The sequence below is a fragment of the Clostridium sp. AF15-41 genome, from assembly GCF_003604095.1.
Taxonomy (GTDB): Bacteria; Bacillota; Clostridia; order Lachnospirales; family Lachnospiraceae; genus Coprococcus.
This window is the reverse complement of sequence record NZ_QTMQ01000005.1, coordinates 165,858-189,455: the sequence shown is the minus strand read 5'-3', so window position 1 is coordinate 189,455 and position 23,598 is coordinate 165,858. Positions and strand designations below refer to the sequence as shown.

General features: G+C 43.3%; 19 protein-coding genes. 2 read left to right on the top strand and 17 right to left on the bottom strand.

Annotated features, from left to right (window positions below):
• Positions 1-114: 114 nt before the first annotated feature.
• The 12 genes from DWW43_RS05695 to DWW43_RS05640 all read right to left on the bottom strand — a co-directional run bounded on the left by DWW43_RS05695 (position 115) and on the right by DWW43_RS05640 (position 13,262).
• A complete protein-coding gene (locus DWW43_RS05695) occupies positions 115-1,581 on the bottom strand; it encodes a sugar transferase (RefSeq protein WP_119962978.1) in 1,467 nt (488 codons plus the stop codon).
• Positions 1,582-1,808: 227 nt separating this feature from the next.
• Entirely contained in the window at positions 1,809-3,035 is a 1,227-nt protein-coding gene (locus tag DWW43_RS05690; protein ID WP_119962977.1) for a UDPGP type 1 family protein, read from the bottom strand.
• A gap of 419 nt (positions 3,036-3,454) precedes the next feature.
• Entirely contained in the window at positions 3,455-4,204 is a 750-nt protein-coding gene (locus tag DWW43_RS05685; RefSeq protein WP_119962976.1) for a glycosyltransferase family 2 protein, read from the bottom strand.
• A 26-nt stretch (positions 4,205-4,230) separates the two neighbouring features.
• Positions 4,231-4,422, bottom strand: coding sequence for a ribbon-helix-helix protein, CopG family (locus DWW43_RS05680; protein ID WP_008401390.1), 192 nt, complete (start codon positions 4,420-4,422; stop codon positions 4,231-4,233).
• A 23-nt stretch (positions 4,423-4,445) separates the two neighbouring features.
• Positions 4,446-5,189: a glycosyltransferase family A protein gene (locus DWW43_RS05675; protein ID WP_119962975.1), complete on the bottom strand. Its 744-nt coding sequence runs from the start codon at positions 5,187-5,189 to the stop codon at positions 4,446-4,448.
• Positions 5,190-6,650, bottom strand: a complete 1,461-nt coding sequence (locus tag DWW43_RS05670; protein WP_207665998.1) for an exopolysaccharide biosynthesis polyprenyl glycosylphosphotransferase — start codon at positions 6,648-6,650, stop codon at positions 5,190-5,192.
• An 83-nt stretch (positions 6,651-6,733) separates the two neighbouring features.
• Entirely contained in the window at positions 6,734-8,167 is a 1,434-nt protein-coding gene (gene gatB / locus DWW43_RS05665; protein WP_008401386.1) for an Asp-tRNA(Asn)/Glu-tRNA(Gln) amidotransferase subunit GatB, read from the bottom strand.
• A gap of 1 nt (position 8,168) precedes the next feature.
• Complete coding sequence (gene gatA / locus DWW43_RS05660; RefSeq protein ID WP_347475251.1) at positions 8,169-9,635, bottom strand: Asp-tRNA(Asn)/Glu-tRNA(Gln) amidotransferase subunit GatA; 1,467 nt, start codon at positions 9,633-9,635, stop codon at positions 8,169-8,171.
• 19 nt (positions 9,636-9,654) lie between these two features.
• Positions 9,655-9,942, bottom strand: a complete 288-nt coding sequence (gene gatC / locus DWW43_RS05655) for an Asp-tRNA(Asn)/Glu-tRNA(Gln) amidotransferase subunit GatC (RefSeq protein WP_008401384.1) — start codon at positions 9,940-9,942, stop codon at positions 9,655-9,657.
• 544 nt (positions 9,943-10,486) lie between these two features.
• Positions 10,487-11,695: an NADP-dependent isocitrate dehydrogenase gene (locus tag DWW43_RS05650; protein ID WP_119962974.1), complete on the bottom strand. Its 1,209-nt coding sequence runs from the start codon at positions 11,693-11,695 to the stop codon at positions 10,487-10,489.
• Between the two features lie 112 nt (positions 11,696-11,807).
• On the bottom strand, positions 11,808-12,788 hold the full coding sequence (locus DWW43_RS05645; protein ID WP_117808465.1) for a biotin--[acetyl-CoA-carboxylase] ligase: 981 nt from the start codon (positions 12,786-12,788) through the stop codon (positions 11,808-11,810).
• Between the two features lie 3 nt (positions 12,789-12,791).
• Positions 12,792-13,262 (bottom strand): hypothetical protein, encoded by a 471-nt coding sequence (locus DWW43_RS05640; protein ID WP_119962973.1) that lies wholly within the window; start codon positions 13,260-13,262, stop codon positions 12,792-12,794.
• A 436-nt stretch (positions 13,263-13,698) separates the two neighbouring features.
• On the opposite strand from DWW43_RS05640, the gene DWW43_RS05635 reads away from it, so the two are divergent.
• Positions 13,699-15,045, top strand: coding sequence for an MATE family efflux transporter (locus DWW43_RS05635; RefSeq protein WP_044945384.1), 1,347 nt, complete (start codon positions 13,699-13,701; stop codon positions 15,043-15,045).
• A gap of 130 nt (positions 15,046-15,175) precedes the next feature.
• Here DWW43_RS05635 and DWW43_RS05630 read toward each other — a convergent pair whose 3' ends face one another.
• Entirely contained in the window at positions 15,176-16,459 is a 1,284-nt protein-coding gene (locus DWW43_RS05630) for an adenylosuccinate synthase (protein ID WP_021944858.1), read from the bottom strand.
• Positions 16,460-16,776: 317 nt separating this feature from the next.
• Between DWW43_RS05630 and DWW43_RS05625 the strand changes: the two genes are divergently transcribed.
• Positions 16,777-17,655, top strand: coding sequence for a LysR family transcriptional regulator (locus tag DWW43_RS05625; protein ID WP_119962972.1), 879 nt, complete (start codon positions 16,777-16,779; stop codon positions 17,653-17,655).
• Positions 17,656-18,189: 534 nt separating this feature from the next.
• Here DWW43_RS05625 and purB read toward each other — a convergent pair.
• The 4 genes from purB to DWW43_RS05605 form a co-directional block, all read right to left on the bottom strand.
• On the bottom strand, positions 18,190-19,641 hold the full coding sequence (purB, locus tag DWW43_RS05620; RefSeq protein WP_021944856.1) for an adenylosuccinate lyase: 1,452 nt from the start codon (positions 19,639-19,641) through the stop codon (positions 18,190-18,192).
• A gap of 21 nt (positions 19,642-19,662) precedes the next feature.
• Positions 19,663-21,138, bottom strand: a complete 1,476-nt coding sequence (gene purF, locus DWW43_RS05615; RefSeq protein ID WP_008401375.1) for an amidophosphoribosyltransferase — start codon at positions 21,136-21,138, stop codon at positions 19,663-19,665.
• A 111-nt stretch (positions 21,139-21,249) separates the two neighbouring features.
• Entirely contained in the window at positions 21,250-22,602 is a 1,353-nt protein-coding gene (glmM, locus tag DWW43_RS05610; RefSeq protein ID WP_008401374.1) for a phosphoglucosamine mutase, read from the bottom strand.
• A 34-nt stretch (positions 22,603-22,636) separates the two neighbouring features.
• Positions 22,637-23,548 (bottom strand): diacylglycerol kinase family protein, encoded by a 912-nt coding sequence (locus DWW43_RS05605; protein ID WP_119962971.1) that lies wholly within the window; start codon positions 23,546-23,548, stop codon positions 22,637-22,639.
• Positions 23,549-23,598 lie beyond the last annotated feature (50 nt).

The following is a 23,598-nucleotide window of genomic DNA, read 5'->3' as shown; positions in this document are numbered from 1 at the left end:
AATCTACCTTTTTATATCTTTTTTGCGATTCAATACTTTATTTTTAAAAATGTGTAGATCAATCTTTTACATAAAAATCAATCTTTTACATAAAAATCAATCTACACATCTATATCACATCGACCCTTCGCCTTTCAACACAACACCCACTGTCTTGAACAATATCTTGATGTCGTTTACAAGACTCCATTCATCGATATACTTCCGGTCTAATCTTACAACCTCATCGAAATCCGTGATATTACTTCTTCCGCTGACCTGCCAGAGGCCTGTGATACCCGGTTTGATCGCCATACGTCCTCTGTGATGGGCGGAATATTTCTCCCATTCATCCTCTGTTGGCGGTCTGGTTCCGATCAGACTCATATCACCCTTTAACACATTGAAGAACTGTGGAAATTCATCGAGTGACCAGTCTCGGATTCGATTTCCGATGCCCTTCTTGATCGTACCATCCGGCAGCTTCTTGCAGCCGATGATTCGCGGATCATATTCCATCTTGAACATCATGCCATCCTTGACCTGATTCTGCTCCATCAACTCTGCTTTTCGTTCTTCCGCATCCATATACATGCTTCGGAACTTATAGATCTTGAACTTCTTTCCATTCTTACCGATACGGTACTGGGAGAAGAAGATCGGTCCCGGTGATGCGATATAGATACATGGTGCAAGGATGATCGTAAGGATACCTGTAAAGATACATCCCACGATTCCACCAAGGATATCGATTGCCCTCTTTACAAATGCCTGATACATCGTTATATATGTAGTGCTGACGGTCAGTACATGATGGCCGAGCTGTTTATCGAATACATACTGATAATCGGAGAGCTCTGCCGGTACACGCACACGCACATGAACCGTGATTCCCATATCTGCGAGCTGTCCCAGAAGATTCTCCGGAATATGCTTCTCAAATGGTATATTCACATAGACCTCATCTACCCATCCATGAATTATCTTATCTAGTACTTCATCCGAATAACTATGTATATCCATTCCCATTTCGGCAAATTCTGTATTATACTGTCCTGCTTCCTCATCTGTAGCATCTAACAATACGATACCTGCAATCCGGTACAGATTATAATACTCTGTACCCATCTCTGCAAGTAACGCATTCAGGTATTCTTTGACTGTCACGATTACAATGGATTTCTTTGCCACGCGATGTCTTCGTATATATTCCTTCCAGAGAAGCGTGACCACATAACCTATGACCAGATAAATCATGCCAAATAAAGCCATAACCTTTCTGGAGTAAGTCGCACCCATTTTCATCATAAACAGAACGAATACTGCCAGAAGTACAACCAGCAAAGACTGCTTCACGGATGCGATTGCTTCACGGAAACGTCCTCGTTGCAGCACGCCTTTATATATATGACATACTATGGTAACCAATAATTGAAATAATGTCAGAAGTACGGCTATTGTCCGATATAACTTACTATGATACGGATTTTCTGTTCCCATCCGTATAAAATACGCCATACAATAAGATGCATGCAGTGCTATCAGATTCAGCACTGTAAAATCCAGATGTTTTAACCAGCCCTGCGGCTCTTTTCTATACATTCTATTCCCTCATTTCCCTCATAAATGTGTTCATCATGTATCTTTATCAAGTCGAACTATATAAATATAGTTGTTAATGTTTTAGAAATCCTTAACGCTTCTTAACCATTAACAACTATAATTCAATTCTTATTAAATGTCAATTTTCTACGTTTAAGTTGAGTGTAGAAATTTCCGGAAATAATACTGTTATTTTAGGCAATTTTTCCAAAGTATTCGACACAGTTCTACAACTTATATCCGTTCTTCTTGAGCAATTCTCTCGCTGTTTCCGGTGAATCCACGCCCTCTGCATTCTTGATCGGTGCAAATTCATAATCTCTGACAACCTCGAATGGCAGACAGTCATTCATAAACTGAAGCATATCAAGCGCAAGGGTTTCAAACTTATAACCATTTGGCTCCGTTGGTTTCACCAGTTCCCGATTCTCATTCATATAAGGAATAACCTTCTTTGCCGTATGAAGTGGCATTTTCTGTTTCAGCAGCAACTTCAACTGATTAACCGGGAAGATATAATTTAAGATCACCCCATAATTATAAGCATAATCGCCCATGACCGTTTTCTCATGCCGCATCTCATCTGACAATTCATAATATTCTACTATATAAGGCTTATTGTCTTTCTTACACAGCACGCCTACCCGTTCATATGGATCTGCTTTCTTTACAACTTTTGCCGCCGACTGGTAATCCTCCATCATCATTGAGCCAAGGAATACCGGATCTGCAATCTTCTGTAATACATTATCCACTGCAAATACATTGATATACCGGATGCCTTCTTTATCAAGCTGTTCTACCAGTCCTGCCCGTTTCATGGATGAGAACCAGCCACCGTTTCCATTTGGGGAAAGGACGATCTTAGACGGTGATTCCATCAGGATCTTTCCATCGAAGTCTACCGATGGTACAAGCTCCTGTTTAAAGAAATGAATATATTGCTCTTTATAACCGAAATACTTATGTTCTGCAAAGAAAGATGTCGTTGCATCGTAGTTCTTATCACTGGTCATGATATAGAGATGGATCCATCGTCCAAGTGTCTTCACAACAGTCAGGATCGTCTTCACCTGACATTCGAAGATATAGAGATCTCTCGTCAGTCCGATATTGTATGTGCCCTTCGGCCCATCAAATCCAAGTCTGGTTCCCTGACCTCCGGCAAGCATAACAAGAGCGAGCTGTCCTTTCTGGATCGCCGTCTCGCCAAGTACCTTATAAGCGAATTCGTATTCTTTGATCGTATCAAGCGCTAATGCCGCTGTCGGTGTGATCGAGCCGGTCTTTCCGGCTGTGCCTTTTTCTTTTAACACATCAAACATCGAGAAGTCTATCTCGTCGATCTGTAACAGCAGGCTCTGCTTTTCTTCTTCATTTAGTTCATCATAATAGGCGAGCACATGCTCCTGTCCGTACTTTTTCAAAATTTCCAAAGCGTTTTCATATGTCATATATTTTCCCTCACATTTCTATGTCGCCACTATGTATGAGGTTAACTATACTATTATTCCGCAAAACGCTTCCGCTCTATCTTCGACGTAGCGGTACATAAGGCTGCAAAGGACGCAGCCTAAGTACCGACGCTCAGATAGGTTTGCTTCATAATATATAGCAAAACCTCATACTCGTGGCATTTACGTTATCTTGTTTTACACTGTCAGTTAATAACTATAGATACATTGTATGCAACAAACCGCGCTTTGCGGAATACAATATCTGCTTTACATAGCCAGTTAATGACTGCGGATATATTGTATGTAGCAAACCTCTCTTTGCGTCGGTACTTAGGCTGCGTATTTTGCAGCCTTATGTACCGCTACGTCAAAGATAGAGCGGAAGCGTTTTGCGGAATACAATATATCCGCAGTCATTAACGTCCGTGTGTGTGCATCCTTCTTTTCACCTCTACGGTTTCGTTGAACACCTTTGCTACATCCTTTAATCCAATCCTTCTTCCGCCCCTGCTGTCATCCCGGCTGTAGTTCAGCTCGATCGGAGCTTCGCAGATCTTTCTGCCATCTTTTGCTGCCATGACAAGGATCTCAATATCAAATGCATATCCTTCTGCCTGCATCTGGCTGACGATTGGTTTGATCACTTCTTTTTTGAATAACTTGATACCGGTCTGTGTATCGTGAGTGTTCAGATGGAACATCATCTTTAACATCAGATAATATCCATAGCTCATAATCTTACGCAGCATCGGATAATGGAGCTTCGATTCCGGATGCAGCTTGGAACCGATCACGATATCGGCGTTCTGCTCCTTCATATCTTTTAAGAATCGTTTCAGCAGGATCGGTGGCAGTTCCAGATCGGAATCCAGAAATGCGATGTATCGTCCCTCTGCTGCTGCGATTCCTGTCCGGATGGCATGTCCTTTTCCACCATTCGGCTGATACGAGATCCCCCTGATATGGGTATCCTGCATTTCTGCCCGGCGGATACACTCTGCGGTATTATCTGCACTTCCGTCGTCAACTGCTATGATCTCATACCGTTTGACGAAACCGGACAACACCCTGCTGGTTTCAAGCAGATTATCTGTTATATGTGTTCCTTCATTATAGGCGGGCATGACGACAGATAGTGTCACATCCCCTTCCTTATTTGTTTCCATGGTCAACGTTCTCCTGTCTGACAGTCTTATTCTTCTATGTTCGCCTGTTTTACGATACCGTAGACTGCCTCTCTGACGATTTCCGACATGGATACACCTTTTTGCTTTGCATACTTTGAAAGCAGTTCATGTGTATCTGTGTCGATTCTTAGTCTCAGAATTGTGTCTTTCCGTTTATCGGTCGGTCTTCCCGGACCTCTCTTGATTTCCTCTGCCATCTCCCTGCTCCGTTTCTTTTTATTTAAAGAAAATACTTCTTTACTCCATGTATCGCATATCCTGCAAAATATCCAAGTGACTTCACTGTTCCAAATCCCATCTTCCGGTATACCTGATACGTCATCTTTGCAGAATGTAATTTGGAACCTGATTTACTGTTCTTCACCATCCGGTAAAGCAGTAACGGTTCATTGATGCCTGCTGCCTCCCCGTATTTCTTAAGGATCTGCAGCCAGCAGATATAATCCTCGTGAGCATCATCATCCCCCATCGGGAACTCTGCTGCCACCTCCCGCTTCATCACTACGGATGAGCAGTTGATCACATTTCCATATAACATACCTTTATAAGTGATCTTCTCCGGTACCGGCAAGATCCGCCCGGTATGGGTTCCGTCCTCTTCCATCAGTTCTCTGGCAGTTGAGGATAATACCACTCCGGTCTTCTTCATAACAGCAAGCTGTTTTGAGAGCTTTCCCGACCGCCAGATATCATCGGAATCTAAGAATGCTACATATTCGCCCTCTGCAAGCTGCACACCTTTATTTCTCGTTGCTGCTACGCCAAGATTGGTTTCATTCTTATATAGTCTAACCTGTGGATTGCTTTTATATTCTGCCAGGCACTCCGTCAGATCCTCCGGTGAACAGTCGTCGATCACTATGATCTCTGATATCACATCCTGACAAAGTGCGGAATCGATTGCCTGTTTAATTGTTCTGCTGCAATTATATGCCGGAATGATCACGGATACTTCTGGTTTCATTTATTTCTTTTCCTCTACACTATAGAAGGCATCCTCGGCTTCATCATGTGGATGCTTGATGCCTGTTTTCTTTGTCTTGTCTTCACGGATCGCTGTCGTCTGATTTGCATCGATTCCTTCCGTGTTTTCCTTCTGGAATAAGATCTTGAAGGTCAGCAGGATCAGCTTCAGATCCAGCCATAAGGAATACTGCTCATAATATGTCAGGTCAAGCTTCACCTTATCTCTCGGTGTGGTGTTATATTTACCGTAAACCTGCGCATATCCGGTAAGTCCGGCCTTCATCTTCAGACGATAGTCGAATTCCGGGAAAGTCTCCCTGTACTGTGCTGCGATCTCCGGACGTTCCGGTCTAGGGCCTACGACTGACATATCACCCTTTAAGATATTAAAGAGCTGTGGCAGCTCGTCTAAGTGTGTGGCACGGATCACACGGCCAACCGGTGTGATTCTGTCATCATGCTTTCTTGCAAGCTGTGCGCCATGTTCCTCGGAGTCCATCCGCATACTTCTGAATTTCATGATCTTGAACACCCTGCCATTTAATGTCAGACGATCCTGTTTATAGAATACAGGGCCTCTGTCATAGAGCTTGATCGCAAGTGCGATCAGGATCATAAACGGTGAAAAGATAATGATCATGATCAGAGATACGATAATATCCATCAGACGCTTGAAGATCATATCTTCTCCTGTCAGTCCCTGGTTTCTGGATAATAATAACGGTGTATCAAACAAATGGATTGGTTCTGCTCCTAAGATAATGATATCCGATAACTTCGGTACCACATACGAACGGATTGAATGCTCGAAGCAGTATTTTACCAGTTCGTTTCTGATATATGCCTTTGTCTCACAAAGGATAACGCCATCGTACTGTAAGATTTTTTCTTTTAATGCTTTCTCACCTTCACTGACATGAATACGGTCAGCAATGATGTATTTGTCTTTTCTGGCATTAATCTTATCAATGAATTCGGTCGGTGTCTTATATCCATAAACAAGCAGTAAATGTCTCGGTGGATAGAACTTGCGGTACATCATCCTGCAGACAAATACCCATATAAATATAACTATGATCTCTAAGAATGTAAGCTCGATCATGTTCAGTGCCGGCAGATAATTACGGGCAATGATACACAGCTCGATATAACCTACGATATTTGCACAGACCAATGATAATATTTGTGAAAAGAGAACATCCATCACCCGGAGGAATCCTACTTTATAACCACCATACAGCTTCGTAAACAGATAAATGATAATCGCATACATACCGATTACCGCCCAGTTACCTTTGTTCCAGAACGGAATCTGGATAGCCTGAGTATTATCTGCATATTCGGTATACCACATTCTCGCAAACAGCAGTACTTCCGCAGCTAACAGAAGCACGCCTTCCGAAAATGTGATAATACGTTTGTAAATGTCTCTCTTTCTCACATGTCTGGTTTCTTCCATATCAATCTCCATCCCACCATGAGAGGTGGTCATCAGGTGGATATGCCACCTGCTTTCTCTTCATTTTTTTCTATTGGTATCGATTATTTTAACAGCTCACGGAGCATCTGGTTTACGGATGCCGGATCTGCCTTGCCCTTCATTGCTTTCATGGTCTGTCCGACCAATGCGCCAAGTGCTTTTTCTTTTCCGCCACGGAAGTCTTCGATCGCCTTTGGATTATTGGCAATTACTTCTTCTACAACCTTACGGAGTGCACCCTCATCATTTACGGTGGCAAGTCCATGTTCTTTTACATAGCTTTCCGGTTCGATATCATCTGTAAATATCTTCTCGAATACTTCCTTTGCGACATTGCTGTTGATGGCTTTCGCATCTACCATCTGTATCAGCTTTGCAAGGTGCTCTGCGCTGAATGACAACTCATCTGCATCGATGGAATGTTCTTTCATCAGACGCATGGTCTCTCCCATCAGCCAGTTGGATACCTTCTTCGGATTTGCTCCGAGAGCGATCGTCTCCTCGAAAAGGTCTGCCATCTTCTTTGTATTTGTAATGATATCTATATCATAGTCCGGGATATCATACTCTTCTTTATACCGGATCTTCTTCTCATCCCGGAATTCCGGCTGACGGCTTCGGATCTCCTCCATCCACTCGTCACTGATCTGTACCGGTACAAGGTCAGGATCAGGGAAATAACGATAATCCTGTGCATCCTCTTTGGAACGCATAGGATATGAATATTCCTTGGTATCATCCCATCTTCTGGTCTCCTGTACAACCTTTTCGCCTGCTTCGATCAGATCGATCTGACGTTCTCTCTCATTCTCGATCGCATGGGCGATAGCCTTGAATGAGTTCAGGTTCTTTGTCTCTGTTCTTGTTCCGAATTCTTCTGCTCCGACTTCACGAACAGACAGGTTGACATCGGCACGCATCGAACCTTCATTTAACTTACAGTCTGATGCTCCGAGATACTGGATGATCAGACGTAATTTCTCAAGATAAGCAATTACTTCTTCCGCAGAACGCATATCCGGCTCAGATACAATCTCGATCAGAGGCACACCGGAACGATTGAAATCCACCAGTGAACTGTCTGTATATGGATCATGTACCAGTTTACCTGCATCCTCTTCCATGTGGATCTCATGGATCCTTACGAATTTCTTCTTGCCCTCTACTTCGATCTCTACCTTTCCGTTTCTGCAGATCGGGTAGTACAGCTGAGAGATCTGGTAATTCTGTGGATTATCCGGATAGAAATAATTCTTACGGTCAAATTTACAGTTCTGTGTGATCGTACAGTTGGTTGCAAGACCGACAGCAACTGCTTTTTCTACTACCCCTTTATTCAGTACCGGAAGGGAACCCGGCATACCGGTACATACCGGACATGTATGTGTATTCGGTGCACCACCAAATGCGGTACTGCAGCCGCAGAATATCTTCGTCTTTGTCGCAAGCTCTACATGAACCTCCAGACCGATCACGGTTTCGTATACTTTACTCATCTTACAGACCCCTTTCTGCTACAGCGGCAGGCTGCTTGTACTCTCTTGTCTGCTCAAATGCATATGCCGCCTGAATGATTGCTTTCTCGTTAAATGCATCTCCTACCATCTGGACACCGATCGGCATACCGTCTTTGTCGTATCCGCATGGAAGGGAAATACCCGGAAGTCCTGCAAGGTTGACCGGAACGGTGTATACATCGCCCAGATACATCTTGATCGGATCGGATAAGGATTCACCCATGGTCAGTGCAGTTGTAGGTGCAACCGGACCGAGGATGATATCGTATTTTGCAAATGCTTTATCATAAGCCTGTTTGATCAGGGCTTTTACCTTAAGTGCTTTTACATAGTATGCATCATAGTAACCGGATGACAGGGTAAAGGAACCTAACATGATACGTCTCTTTACTTCTGCGCCGAAGCCTTCGGAACGTGTCTTCTTATACATGTTGTGAAGGTCTGTGTACTCTGCTGTACGATAGCCGTATTTTACGCCGTCGAAACGTTCCAGATTCGAGCTTGCCTCTGCGGATGCAATGATATAATATGCAGGAATTGCATATTCTACCATACCAAGGTCAAATTCTTCCACGATCGCACCTTTTTCTTTTAATACTTCAGCTACATGGTACACAGCATCCTTGATCTCAGGATCCAGTCCTTCTGTGAAATAGTCCTTTGGAAGTCCGATGCGCATACCTTTTACATCGTCCTTTAATGCGCTTGTAAAATCATTATCCGTACGTTCTACAGATGTAGAATCTTTCTTATCATACCGGGAAATGATCTCTAATATCGTTGCACAGTCTGTTACATCCTTTGCAAGTGGTCCGATCTGGTCAAGAGATGAACCATATGCAACCAGACCGTATCTGGATACTCTGCCGTAAGTTGGCTTGATTCCTGTTACACCACAGAATGCTGCCGGCTGACGGATCGATCCACCGGTATCGGAACCGAGTGCACACGGTACTTCTTCTGCTGCAACAGCGGCTGCTGATCCGCCGGAAGAACCACCCGGAACTTTATTTGTATCCCATGGATTCTTTGTCTCGCCATAATAAGAAGTCTCGGTTGTACTTCCCATTGCGAACTCATCCATATTTGTCTTGCCTACGATCACGGCTCCTGCTTCCATTAATTTCACAACAGCATCTGATGTATAGGTCGGTACGAAGTTTGATAAGATCTTGGATGCGCAGGTGGTAAGTACACCATTCTGACACATATTATCCTTGATTGCGATCGGTACACCTGCCAACGGGCCTGTCAGCTCGCCGCTGTCGATCTTCTTCTGTATTTCTTCTGCCTGTTTGAATGCACCTTCTTCATCTACGGTGATAAAACAGTTATATTCTTTGTCGTATGTCTTTATATTCTCGATGCAGGCTTTGGTTGCTTCCATAACGGAGATCTCTCCGGCCTTGATCTTCTTTCCAAGCTCTACTGCTGTCATACTCATCATATCCAATGTCCGTTACCTCCTAATCAAATGTTCTTGGCACCTTATAGCAGCCATCTTTCTGCTCCGGTGCATTTGACAGCATATTCTCTCTGTCGTCGCCATTTGTTACTTCATCTTCACGGAATACATTATTATAAGAAAATGTATGGCTCATTGCTTCCACATTCTCAGTGTCCAGTTCGTTTAACTTACTTACATAGTCAAGCATATCTGACATATCTTTCTTTGCCTGCTCCTTCTCCTCATCGGAAAGCTCAAGCTTCGCCAGAATACCTACATAATCGATTGTTTCGTCTGTAATAACCATGGTATGTCTCCTTGTCTGGGTTTTATTAGGCAATTGCAATACTACTCTTTACTATGTTTGGATACTTTTGACCTTACCAATCAGGGGACGCTTTCGCTCGTTTCGGTCTGCAGCGGTACTAAGATGCCGCTTATGCGCCATCTAAGGACCGGCGACCTCAAATGCCCCTGTATTAGTAAGTCAAAGTATCCAAACAACATTCAGACTATTGTTTTCGCAATTGCCTACTATTATTTATAGTACCACAAAATTAGTTAGAGTGTACCACATAACTCCGTTGTTTGCAAGTCTATGTCCAAATGAAGTCGTCCTGCTGTTCAGCAACAATTGTCCATTCAAAATATTTCATTTATGACAAAAAATGGAAGAATGAATTACTATTATGAAGCAAGCCTGTCTGAATGTCGGTACTTAGTGAACTGCTGAATGCAGTGAACTTAGAACCGCTACATGAAGATAGAGCGAAAGCGTCTTGCGTAATAATATGTAATCATTCTTCCATTTTTATGTCATCATTTATTAAATGGACAATTGTTGCGTCCTTTTATAACATGCCCTCTAAGGTCTCACGAATTGCCTTGATGAAGTTCTCGCTGTTTAATACAGTTGGATTCTCAAGGGTTGTGATAAGTGCAAGATCCTTTGTCATCTTTCCGGATTCGATCGTTGCGATCGTTGCTTTCTCAAGCTTGTTTGCGAAATCAACCAGAGCGTCGATGCCATCCAGTTCACCACGTTTTCTGAGTGCGCCTGTCCATGCAAAGATTGTTGCAACAGAGTTTGTGGATGTTTCTTCACCCTTTAAGTGCTTGTAGTAGTGTCTCTGAACTGTTCCGTGTGCAGCTTCGTACTCATACTTTCCATCCGGGGAAACCAGTACAGATGTCATCATGGCCAGTGAACCAAATGCAGATGAGATCATATCACTCATTACGTCACCATCGTAGTTCTTGCATGCCCAGATGAATCCACCCTGGGATTTCATAACTCTTGCTACAGCATCGTCGATCAGTGTATAGAAATATTCAATACCTGCTGCATCGAATTTCTCTTTGTATTCTTTATCAAAGATCTCCTGGAAGATATCTTTGAATGTATGGTCGTATTTCTTTGAGATCGTATCCTTGGTTGCAAACCAGATTGTCTGCTTGATATCCAGCGCATAGTTGAAGCAGCATCTTGCAAAGCTTTCGATTGACTTGTTGATGTTGTGCTGTCCCTGGATCACACCCGGTCCGTCGAATTCATGGATCGTCTCTTTGATCACTGTACCATCTGCACCTGTGAATACCAACTCAGCCTTACCGGCACCCGGAACCTTGATCTCTACGTTCTTATATACATCACCATATGCATGTCTTGCGATTGTGATAGGAGCCTTCCAGTTCTTTACACATGGCTCAATGCCCTTTACGATGATCGGCGTACGGAATACAGTTCCGTCGAGGATCGCACGGATTGTTCCATTTGGGCTCTTCCACATTTCCTTCAGATCATACTCTGTCATACGTGCAGCATTTGGTGTGATCGTTGCACATTTAACAGCAACGCCATACTTCTGTGTTGCATATGCGGAATCAAATGTTACCTGATCATTTGTCTCATTTCTATATTCAAGTCCCAGATCGTAATACTCGGATTTCAGATCGATAAATGGATAGATCAGTTCATCCTTGATCATCTTCCAGAGAATTCTGGTCATCTCGTCTCCATCCATCTCTACTAAAGGGGTAGTCATTTGAATTTTTTCCATCTTGCTCGTTCCTCCATGTTCTTTTATTATAGTTCTAATTACTTACCTGTTTTTATACACGCCTAGAATTATACATGAAAAATGCTGCTATTTCCAGTTTTTTGAAAGTTTTTTATACATATCCGTAAATTCCGCGCACGGACACTTCCCCGGATATAATGATCGACTCCTGTCCATCTTTATCCTTCACACGAAGTCCTCCATTTGGTGCAAGTCCGAGGGCTGTGTATTCTGTCCGGTTATATCCTTCGATCACATAGACCTGTTCATCCTTGTTCACAAGGATGGAATTATATTCATCCAGCATAAACTGAAGATCCTGACATTTGACAAATGCGTCATACAGCTCTTCAAAATGATTTGCCACACTAGCGACCAGTTTGCTTCTGTCACAGCCGGTTCCGTTTTCCAGCTTGATCGACGTCGCCTTGTCTGCCAGTTCTTCCGGAAATTCCATCATGGATACATTGATGCCGATACCTACAACTGCATATTTGATATCCATACCTTCCGAACTCATCTCTGTAAGAATGCCACAGATCTTCTTGCCGCCGACTACAACATCATTCGGCCATTTGATCTGTGCCTGCAAGCCCGCTGTATCTGCAAGAGCACGCGCCGTTGCGAGTGCCGACAGGATCGTAAGTCTGGATACATTCTCGATCGGCACATCCGGACGGAGCAGAAATGTCATGGCTATGCTGGTTCCCTTCGGGGTGCTCCATGCCCTTCCCCTTCTTCCTCGTCCTGCATTCTGTTCATTTGCAACAAACAACGCTCCGTGTGTTCCATCTGTCTCTCCTGCAAGCTTTGCCCGTATATTTGTGGAATCCGTCTCATCATAATAATACAGTTCTCTTCCGATCACCGATGTCGTGAGTGCTGCCTCTATCTTCTCTTTCGTAACGATATCCGGCTCTCCGACCAGACGATAGCCTTTATTATTTACTGCATCTATAATATAACCTTCTGCCTTTAAGGCATTGATATTTTTCCAGACAGCGGTTCTCGAGACACCTAATTTCTCACAGATTGCCTGACCGGATATATAATCACTGCTCGTTCGAAGCAGCGCAAGGATTTTTTCTTTCATGATTTACCTTCTTTCTGTCTCACTTTCCTGATAAATTCCCATCTTCTTTAATAAATGATAATAGATTGCATCGCACTTCTCACGTTTCCCGCTGAACGGCAGTACGAATTGCTCTTTTCCTATATCTATCTTTAATATGTAATATGGCAAATGTGGATCAGGGATGACCAGATTCACATTTGTAATCTTATCGTATGGTGTATGATAGGATTTCCTTCCCTTTTCTATTACCAGTTCATCGTCTTCAAAACGATAGGTCAGATCAAATGCCGATTTGCGAAATGAAGATTTCACAAGCATCAATCCATATGCCGCAAGTGCAAGTCCAAATGCCAGCTTGAATATCCGTCCGCCGGTACTGCCATGTGTTTTGATCATTAACAGAATAAATGCTGCTCCGATAGCAACAAAAAAGACACCCACCATCCGGTATGCAATTCTGGTTGCTCTGTTTTTCTTTACGGTATGCTGCATGTGTTTTCCTCGTTCTTTCTGTATATTTTCTGTTCTCTATTATATTTTCTACAGTCATAAAAAGCAAGCCGGAGTAAACATGACATTTTGTACTAAAACCATCGACAAAAAACATGATTTTTACCAGATTGATTTTTCTTATAAAAAGAAGTAATATCCAGTATGCATTTAGAATATGGAAGTCGTTGCGGGGTGTTGGCCGGAGCCATACAGACATTGCCAACAGGGAACGCTTCCGCTCGTTTCGTCCTGCAGCGGTACTAAGATGCCGCCTTTGCGCCATCAAGTACCGGCGGACTCAAATGTCCCTGTATTGGCAAGTCATATGGCTCCAGCCAACACCCCGCAATGACTAAACTAACACAAGGAGGTAAAATCATTGAAAAACTTACTGAAAAAAATTAACGGTTCCAAGGATCTGACTGAAGGCAATCCTATGAAACTGATCTTGAACTTTGGACTGCCATTATTATTTGGGCTTTTATTCCAGCAATTTTATAACATGGTCGATACGATCATCGTTGGTAAATTTCTGGGTGTCGATGCACTTGCAGCCGTCGGCTCAACCGGATCGATCAACTTTATGATACTCGGTTTCTGCATCGGTATCTGCAATGGTTTTGCCATCCCGGTTGCTCAGGCCTTTGGAGCAAAGGACACTGATAATATGAAGAAGTACATTACAAACTGTGTCTGGGCTTCGATCTTCTTCGCTGCCGTTATGACAGTTGCAGTCGGAATTCTTACCAGAAATATTCTGATCTGGATGAAGACACCGGACAGCATCCTGGATCAGGCATTTATCTACATATTTATTATATTTATGGGAATACCTGCAACCTTCCTTTATAATATGGTTTCCGGTATCCTGCGTTCTCTCGGCGACAGTGTAACCCCTGTTGTCTGTCTGATCGCATCCTCCCTGTTAAATATCGTACTGGATATCCTGTTAGTTCGTCCGATGGGTGTCGCCGGTGCTGCTGTTGCAACCGTTGTTGCACAGGCAATCTCCGGTGTCGGCTGTCTGATCTATATGTGTAAGAAGCTCGGATATCTTCATTTTACAAAACAGGACTGGGCATTTAGTATGCGCCACTGTCTGACCTTATGCGGTATGGGTGTTCCGATGGGGCTTCAGTACTCGATCACAGCGATCGGCAGTGTTATTCTTCAGGCTGCAGTTAATTCGATGGGTGAATCCGTTATCGCTGCCGTATCCGCCGGAACAAAGATTTCCATGTTCCTCTGCTGTCCATTTGATGCCATGGGATCGACAATGGCAACCTACGGCGGACAAAATGTCGGTGCTAAGAAAATGGATCGTGTGGATGCCGGCTTAAAGGCATGTATCAAACTCGGTATTGTCTATGCGATTCTTGCATTTGTATTTATCCTGTTATTCGGCAAGAATCTGGCACTGCTTTTCCTGGATGCAGAAGAAACAGAGATCATCAAGCTTGTATATTATTTCCTGCTTGGCAACTCAGGAGCTTACATCCTGCTTGCCCTTGTAAATATCGTCCGGTTTATGATTCAGGGACTCGGCTACTCCGCATTTGCCGTTATCGCAGGTATCTGTGAAATGGTTGCCCGTACGATCGCAGGCTTTATCCTGGTACCAAAATTCGGTTATGTCTTTGTAGCACTCGGCAGTCCGCTCGCATGGATATTTGCAGATATCTTCCTGATTCCTGCCTATATCTATGTTGTAAAACGTCTTCGCCGCAAGTTCGGTCAGGAGACCCCGGCGATGCTGAAGCGTTGTCAAAAGAACCTTGCATAATATATTCTAATACAGTTTTTTCCATATAATCAAAAAACCATACCGGCAGCATATATATTTTTTATGTGATTTACCTATCCACCCAAATATATATGCTGTCGGTATGGTTTTTCTTTTTATTTCTTATTTATTATTTATTTCTGTAGATAATGTCGGTTCTCTTTGGTCCGTTTGAAACCATAGTGATCGGATATCCGATATGTTTCTCAATGAACTCAATGTAGTTTCTGCAGTTCTCCGGAAGATCTTCGTAGTTCTTGATACCACGGATATCTGTCTTCCATCCCGGCAGAACCTCATATACAGGCTTTGCTTTCTTTAACTTAGCTGTTGTAGGGAAGTCTGTTGTTACTTCACCATCGATATCGTATCCGACACATACAGGAATCTCATCCAGATAACCCAGTACATCAAGTACGGTAAATGCTACATCTGTTGTTCCCTGCATACGGCAGCCATACTTGGAAGCTACACAGTCGAACCATCCCATACGTCTTGGACGTCCGGTTGTTGCACCGTACTCACCGCCGTCACCACCACGACGTCTTAACTCATCTGCTTCATCTCCGAAGATCTCGCTGACGAATTCACCGGCGCCTACAGCACTTGAATATGCCTTTACTACTGTTACGATCTGCTTGATCTCATATGGAGGGATACCGGCACCGATCGCACCATAAGCAGCCAGTGTGGACGATGATGTAACCATAGGATAAATACCATGATCCGGGTCCTTTAATGTTCCAAGCTGACCTTCTAACAGAATTGTCTTGCCTGCTTTGATCGCCTCATGAAGATATGCGGATACATCACATACATATGGCTCTACGATAGCCTTGTACTCCATCAATGTTTCATATACTTCATCTACTGTAAGAAGCGGCTTCTTATACAGATACTCAAGCAGAACATTCTTGGATGCGATAACTCTGCTGATCTTATCCTTCAATTCTTCCTCTGTGTCAAACAGTTCGCTTACCTGGAAACCGATCTTTGCATATTTGTCTGAATAGAATGGTGCGATACCTGACTTTGTAGATCCGAATGACTTACCGGCCAGTCTCTCCTCCTCGTACTCATCAAACAGAATGTGATATGGCATAACCATCTGTGCTCTGTCTGAGATCAGGATCTTTGGCATTGGGACTCCCTTTTCTACGATGCTGTTCAGCTCTTTGAACAGAACCGGGATATTTAATGCTACACCATTTCCGATAACACTTGTTGTATGATCATAGAAACAACCGGACGGAAGTGTATGCAATGCAAATTTACCATAGTCATTTACAATTGTGTGACCTGCATTTGCACCACCCTGAAATCTGACAATAATATCAGATGTTTCCGCCAGCATATCTGTTATTTTACCTTTTCCTTCGTCGCCCCAGTTGGCTCCGACAACCGCTCTTACCATATTTTTATCCTCGCTTTCATGGCATTTTCCCGGAAATATCTTCCGAAATTGAACTCAATTACTTTTATATTATAGCATGTATGTATTATAAGTAAAATCGATATTAATTATATATAACATAAGTTGTACTTATATTTATTCTTTACAAATACACAGGTTCGGTTTACACTTTAAATACAACAATTAGCATAACTGCATTTCTATATTTGATATCGTGTATACATCATTTGATATACATGTACCCGATATATGCATATGCATGACCTTAATAACGTTTTTACAATTATCTGTAATAAAATTAACTGGGAGTTTCGACTATGAATATTAATTATGAATATTATAAGATCTTCTATTATGTGGCAAAGACAGCAAGCATCTCTGCTGCTGCTAAAGAGCTGTGCGTATCCCAGCCCGCTGTCAGTCAGGCGGTCAAATCTTTAGAACAGGCAATCGGTATCAACCTGTTCATCCGGACGAAAAAAGGTGTATCCCTGACAGGTGCAGGCGAACTTCTCTACAAACATGTAGCCGAAGGATACGAGGCAATCTCCATGGGCGAACAGCAGCTTGCCAGATTGATGCACTTGGAAACCGGCGAGATCCGGATCGGAGCCAGTGATATGACACTCCAGTTCTATCTGCTTCCGTATCTCGAACGCTTCCACCAGCTCTATCCCGGCATCAAGGTACATGTAACAAATGCTCCGACCCCAAGTACGATCGACCACTTATTTGCAAATAACATTGACTTCGGTATCGTTACAACTCCTCTCCCACAGAATCCGAACATGGAGATTCGAAACGCACGGGAGATCGAAGATATCTTTATAGCCGGTCCAAGATTCAACGACCTGAAAGGTAAAGTTCTCGACTATCCGGATCTGCAAAAGCTTCCGATCATCTGTCTGGAAAATGACACCAGCACAAGAGCCTATGTAGATCAGTTTCTTGCAAATGAAGGTGTCACGCTGACCCCTGAATTCGAGCTTGCAACCAGTGATATGATCGCACAGTTTGCAAAGAGAAACCTTGGGATCGGATCGATCGTGGCTGACTTTGCCGGTGACTATATTGACCGTGATGAGATCTTTCGGTTAAATTTCAAGAAGCACATCCCCAAGCGGAACATGTGCATCATCAGTGACCGCAGGCGTGGCATGAGCATCGCCGCTATGAAGTTGATGGAATTGCTGTAGCTTTCCTGTCATCCGATAATTGGTCCTTCACCTGTTTCTCCGGCATCCCTCTATGATAACGTGTTGCGGTTTCTGTTTGATGCACATACCTGATTCGTACATACTCCTGTGTAAACTCGCCCTTCGGGCTCAGACATACACTCGTATGTACTGGTAATGTGCATCGCACGACGAAATCCTCACAATGTCATCATAGAGGGATGCCGGAGAAACAGGTGAAGGACCAATTATCGGATGACAGATAGGCTACCTTTACAGTAAACCTTTAACTGTTAATGAACTTCTGAGCTATATTGATTATAACGCTATAACAAAATATCACATGAATTAATCAGGGATGCATATCCCCTTGTAATGACATTGTGAGGATTTCGTTATGAAGTGCACATTACCAGTAAATGCGAGTGCTTGTTTGAGCCGAAGGCAAGTTAGCACAAGAGCATTTACGAATCAGGTATGTGCACTGAATAGAAACCACAACACGTCATTACAGGGGGATATACATCCCTAATTGATTCATGTGATATTTAACTTTTATACGTTGATCTCAGCGGTCATGCCAAGTATGTCTTTATTTGCATCAAGTACCGGCTTTACAACCTCTGTGATGAATTCCTCGGTCTGCTCCGGTGCGCGTCCGACAAAGTTCTTTGGCTCAAGGATGGCTTCGATCTCTTCCTTGGTCATGCCGAATGCAGGATCTGCTGCGATCAGATCAACAAGGTTATTTTCCTTGCCCTCTTTCTTTACAGTTGCGCCTGCCTGCATGGAGTATTCACGGATAAGCTCATGCAGCTCCTGACGGTTACCGCCACGTTTTACAGCATCCATCATGATATTCTCAGTTGCCATAAACGGAATCTCCTTCATGAATCTCTGATAGATAACCTTATCATATACAACCAGACCATCTACAACATTCAGGTACAGGTCTAAGATACCGTCGATTGCAAGGAATGCTTCCGGAACAGATACACGCTTGTTTGCGGAATCATCCAGCGTTCTCTCAAACCACTGTGTTGCTGCTGTAAATGCAGGATTTAATGCATCAGCCATAACGTAGTTTGATAAAGATGCAATTCTCTCACTTCTCATCGGATTTCTCTTATATGCCATTGCTGATGAACCGATCTGGTTCTTTTCAAATGGCTCCTCGATCTCTTTTAAGTGCTGTAACAGACGGATATCATTTGAGAACTTATGTGCACTCTGCGCAATACCGGAAAGTACATTTAAGACTCTGGAATCTACCTTACGGGAATAAGTCTGTCCGGATACAGGATAGCATGCTTCAAATCCCATCTTCTCTGCGATCTTCTTATCGATCTGGCGAACCTTCTCATGATCTCCGTTAAAGAGCTCTAAGAAGCTTGCCTGTGTTCCTGTTGTTCCCTTACATCCCAGGAGCTTCTGCTGACCGATCATGTAATCCAGATCAGACAGATCCAACATCAGTTCCTGAAGCCATAAGGTTGCACGCTTACCAACAGTTGTTGGCTGTGCAGGCTGGAAATGGGTAAATGCCAGTGTCGGCAGATCTTTATATTCCATAGCGAACTTGGACAGTTCGTTGATCACATTTAATAATTTCTTTCTGACAAGCTTCATAGCCTCTGTCATAACGATAACATCTGTGTTATCACCAACATAGCAGCTTGTTGCTCCCAGATGGATGATGCCGGCAGCCTTTGGGCACTGAACGCCGTATGCATATACATGGCTCATAACATCATGACGAACCATCTTCTCACGCTCTTTTGCTACATCATAATTGATGTCCTCTGCATGTGCCTTTAACTCATCGATCTGCTCCTGTGAGATAACCGGCTTGCCGTTTTCAGAAAGGCCGAGTTCATACTCCGTTTCTGCAAGGGCGATCCATAATTTTCTCCATGTCTTAAACTTCTTATCCGGAGAGAAAATATACTGCATTTCTTTACTTGCATATCTCTCGCAGAATGGGCTTGTGTATCTGTCTGTACTCATTTTTACCTCTCCTGTATTTCTTTATTTTACTTTTGAATCTTCACCGCGTTTGAAATTCTCATGTTCTCCGCGGATATCTTCCTTTGGTGGCTCCATCGGATATTCCCCTGTAAAGCAGCCGTGGCAGTACTGTCTTCCACCGGAGATCTCTACCAGCCGCTCCTTGCGAAGATAAGCAAGGGAATCGGCGCCAATGATCTTGCAGATCTCATCAACCGAACGGTTATATGCGATCAACTGCTCTCTGTCCGGGATATCCGTTCCAAAATAACAAGGATATAAGAACGGAGGCGAACTAATCCTTACATGAACTTCCTTTGCGCCAGCCTCGCGAAGCATTCCTACGATACGGTCTGAGGTTGTACCTCTGACAATGGAATCATCGATCATGATGATACGCTTGCCCTTTACCGCTTCTTTTAATACATTTAACTTCACGCGGACACTGGACTCTCTCTGGCTCTGCTGTGGCTTAATGAATGTTCTGCCGACATAGCCATTCTTGACAAATGCCGTTCCGTATGGAATGCCGGATTCCAGTGAATATCCCTGAGCTGCTGCATTTCCCGATTCCGGAACACCTACAACCATATCTGCATCTACCGGACTGTCCTTTGCAAGACATCTTCCCGCGATCAGTCGGGATTCATAGATTCCCATTCCGTCAAATACGGAATCCGGACGGGCAAAATAGATATATTCAAAGATACATCTTGCATGCTTCTCCTGACACATATCCTTATAGGACTGAATACCATACTCCGGTGAGATCGTTACGACCTCTCCGGGCTCTACATCACGGATAAATTCTGCACCGATCGTATCAAGGGCACAGCTTTCCGATGCAAGAATATAGGCATTATCACGTTTTCCGATACAGAGCGGGCGGAATCCAAACGGATCTCTGGCTCCGATCAGCTTTCTTGGACTCATTACTACAAGTGAATAAGATCCCTTCACTTTTCTGAGTGCTTTCATAACTGCTTCCTCGGCACTTGCACTGTTCACACGTTCTCTTGCGATATGATAAGCAATAACCTCGGAGTCGATCGTCGTCTGGAAGATCGCACCCGTAAGTGCCAGTTCCTTACGAAGCTCCGGCGCATTGATCAGATTACCGTTGTGTGCAAGACCAAGTGTACCTTTTACATAGTTTAAGACTAATGGCTGAGCATTTTCTATCGTACTCGCGCCGGCAGTTGAATATCTGACATGTCCGACACCGATATTTCCTTTTAATTTCTCAAAGGATTCCGGTGTGTACACCTCATTTACCAGACCCATGCCCTTCATGGAGCTTACCTTCCCCTTGGGACCTTCCGTGTCTGATACTGCGATACCACAGCTCTCCTGTCCTCGATGCTGCAATGCAAACAATCCATAATAAATGGAGGTTGCAACATCATTGTTGTCAAAATCATACATTCCGAAAACACCACATTCTTCATGCATCTTGTCATCATTCTCAAAATAATGGGATCTTATATTCTCGTTCATGTTTTGCCTCTCGTATTTTATTTTTTAACGCACTAAGACTTTATACGTTTTCTGTTTTTCTGTCAATGTTGGAATGTGAAAAATTATTCCGGAAATTAACAGCCATTTTCTCTATATTGCATAACCTTTCTCTTTGATCAGATCTACCATCTGATATACATATTTGTTGCAGAGTTCATCACTCTCTGCTTCTACCATAACACGGATAAGCGGTTCTGTTCCGCTCTGGCGAAGAAGAAGTCTTCCGTCAGAACCAAGCTCCTCTGCGATCTTCTGATTTAATGCCTGCACATCCGGATCATTCATAACCGCATCCTTACTGGACACCTTTACATTTACCAGAAGCTGCGGGAAGATTGTCAGGCTCTTGAAGCACTCTGATAATTTACATTTGCGTTCCAGAATAACTTCCATGATCTTCAAAGACGTCAATACACCATCTCCGGTCGTTGCATATTTGGAGAAGATGATATGTCCTGACTGTTCGCCGCCGATAGAATATCCATGCTCCATCATGGATTCAAATACATATTTGTCACCGACTGCTGTCTTATCATAGGAGATTCCCTTCTTATCCAATGCTTTATATAAGCCAAGGTTTGACATGATCGTTGTTACGATCGTATTCTTATTCAGTTCTCCGCGTTCCTTCATATAACGTCCGCAGACATACAGGATCTTATCTCCGTCTACTAACTCGCCCTTATCATCAACGCACAGACAACGATCTGCATCACCGTCATAAGCAAATCCTACGTCCAGTCCTTTTTCTACTACGAACTTCTGCAGTCCCTCAATGTGGGTAGATCCACAATTTGTATTGATATTGGTTCCGTCCGGATCATTATTGATCACATAGGTCTTTGCTCCGAGTGCATCAAATACTGCCTTTGCAACCTGATAGGCTGCACCATTCGCGCAGTCCAGTCCTACTCTCATATTCTTAAAGGATCGGGTAGGGATCGTCATCAGATATCCCATGTAACGATTTCTTCCCATGGAGTAATCAACCGTGCATCCGATATTTTCTTTTGTAGCCAGCGGAATCTCCGGAATCTCACCATCGATATAACGCTCAATCTCTTCTTCAACCGCAGCCTCTAATTTGTAACCCATGCCATTGATGATCTTGATACCATTATCATAGTATGGATTATGGCTTGCCGAGATCATGATTCCACAGTCAAAACCATCGGTTCTGACAATATAGGAAACACTCGGTGTCGGTGTTACATGCATCAGATATACATCTGCACCACTTGCCGTTAAGCCTGCGACCAGCGCATATTCAAACATATAACTTGAACGTCTGGTATCCTTACCGATAACCACCTTTGCCTTGCCTTCCGGATTCTTCTTGCCATAATAATAGCCAAGATAACGTCCGACCTTGAAGCTGTGCTGTACAGTAAGATCCTTATTTGCTTCACCTCTGAATCCATCTGTTCCAAAATATTTACCCATAACTGTAAACCTCTTTCTTTCAACTCAGTTTGAACTACTTAACTTCTTCTTTTTCTTCTTCCGGTGATACCAGTAGAGCGATTGCCCGTCTGTGAACCGATATCTCTGATCTGGTATATTCTCCACCATATTCACCATCCAAGGTCCATGCGATCGGCTCTTCGCTCTCGATCACAACACGATTCGTACGGAATGTCACCATATTCGTCTCATTTGTATTTCCAAGGAGCAGCGAATTGATGATTCTCTGGAGATCTGCAAAATTCTGGATCTTACGGATCAGAACTCCTTCGAACAAGCCATCGTCGAATTCAACTCCATGGCTGGTCAGACTCTTATATCCACCAACCGATACTGAATTCGATATCATACCGAACATGAACTCACCGGTATATGTCTGGTTATTAAATTCAATCTTCAGATTATATGTCGGAACATTTACAAGACTCTTCATACCCTGTAATACATATGCAGCATGTCCTAAAATATTCTTCATATTCTGAGAGGTTGCATAAGATGTATCCGAAAAAATGCCAAACGCCGCAACATAGACAAAATAATTCTTATTCAGTTCTCCGACATCTACCGAAAAAGGTGCGGCCGCGACAAGCTGTTCCGCTGCCTCGATTGCTTCCTTCGGAATCTCAAGGCTTCTGGCATAATCATTTGTCGAGCCACATGGGATATACCCCAGCGGCCGATTCAGTCCACATTCCATAAATCCTGTAACCGTATTACCAAGAGTTCCGTCACCTCCGGCACATACGATCACATCGTAGTTCTCTCCTTCTTCTTTTACGACACGGGCAGCATCACCGACTCCCTGTGTCAGATAAATTCTGACTTCATAGTCTTTCTTGCAAAAGATATCTATGACATCTATAAGACAATTCTTCAAAGTTGTTCGTCCCGCTTTGGGATTTACAATAAACAGCATTTTTTTCATAATCATACCTCATTACTGTTTACAGGAACGCATTTATCCGATTGCTCTGT

What these genes read in the sequence shown, in the direction of transcription:
- DWW43_RS05625 (WP_119962972.1), top strand. Translation starts at nt 16,777, where the DNA reads ATGAATATTAATTATGAATATTATAAGATCTTCTATTATGTGGCAAAG.
- DWW43_RS05630 (WP_021944858.1), bottom strand. Translation starts at nt 16,459, where the DNA reads ATGGTAAGAGCGGTTGTCGGAGCCAACTGGGGCGACGAAGGAAAAGGT.
- purB (WP_021944856.1), bottom strand. Translation starts at nt 19,641, where the DNA reads ATGAGTACAGACAGATACACAAGCCCATTCTGCGAGAGATATGCAAGT.
- purF (WP_008401375.1), bottom strand. Translation starts at nt 21,138, where the DNA reads ATGAACGAGAATATAAGATCCCATTATTTTGAGAATGATGACAAGATG.
- DWW43_RS05605 (WP_119962971.1), bottom strand. Translation starts at nt 23,548, where the DNA reads ATGAAAAAAATGCTGTTTATTGTAAATCCCAAAGCGGGACGAACAACT.
- DWW43_RS05680 (WP_008401390.1), bottom strand. Translation starts at nt 4,422, where the DNA reads ATGGCAGAGGAAATCAAGAGAGGTCCGGGAAGACCGACCGATAAACGG.
- DWW43_RS05695 (WP_119962978.1), bottom strand. Translation starts at nt 1,581, where the DNA reads ATGTATAGAAAAGAGCCGCAGGGCTGGTTAAAACATCTGGATTTTACA.
- DWW43_RS05635 (WP_044945384.1), top strand. Translation starts at nt 13,699, where the DNA reads ATGAAACTGATCTTGAACTTTGGACTGCCATTATTATTTGGGCTTTTA.
- DWW43_RS05670 (WP_207665998.1), bottom strand. Translation starts at nt 6,650, where the DNA reads ATGGAAGAAACCAGACATGTGAGAAAGAGAGACATTTACAAACGTATT.
- DWW43_RS05650 (WP_119962974.1), bottom strand. Translation starts at nt 11,695, where the DNA reads ATGGAAAAAATTCAAATGACTACCCCTTTAGTAGAGATGGATGGAGAC.
- DWW43_RS05675 (WP_119962975.1), bottom strand. Translation starts at nt 5,189, where the DNA reads ATGAAACCAGAAGTATCCGTGATCATTCCGGCATATAATTGCAGCAGA.
- gatB (WP_008401386.1), bottom strand. Translation starts at nt 8,167, where the DNA reads ATGAGTAAAGTATACGAAACCGTGATCGGTCTGGAGGTTCATGTAGAG.
- DWW43_RS05640 (WP_119962973.1), bottom strand. Translation starts at nt 13,262, where the DNA reads ATGCAGCATACCGTAAAGAAAAACAGAGCAACCAGAATTGCATACCGG.
- DWW43_RS05690 (WP_119962977.1), bottom strand. Translation starts at nt 3,035, where the DNA reads ATGACATATGAAAACGCTTTGGAAATTTTGAAAAAGTACGGACAGGAG.
- DWW43_RS05685 (WP_119962976.1), bottom strand. Translation starts at nt 4,204, where the DNA reads ATGGAAACAAATAAGGAAGGGGATGTGACACTATCTGTCGTCATGCCC.
- glmM (WP_008401374.1), bottom strand. Translation starts at nt 22,602, where the DNA reads ATGGGTAAATATTTTGGAACAGATGGATTCAGAGGTGAAGCAAATAAG.
- gatA (WP_347475251.1), bottom strand. Translation starts at nt 9,635, where the DNA reads ATGATGAGTATGACAGCAGTAGAGCTTGGAAAGAAGATCAAGGCCGGA.
- gatC (WP_008401384.1), bottom strand. Translation starts at nt 9,942, where the DNA reads ATGGTTATTACAGACGAAACAATCGATTATGTAGGTATTCTGGCGAAG.
- DWW43_RS05645 (WP_117808465.1), bottom strand. Translation starts at nt 12,788, where the DNA reads ATGAAAGAAAAAATCCTTGCGCTGCTTCGAACGAGCAGTGATTATATA.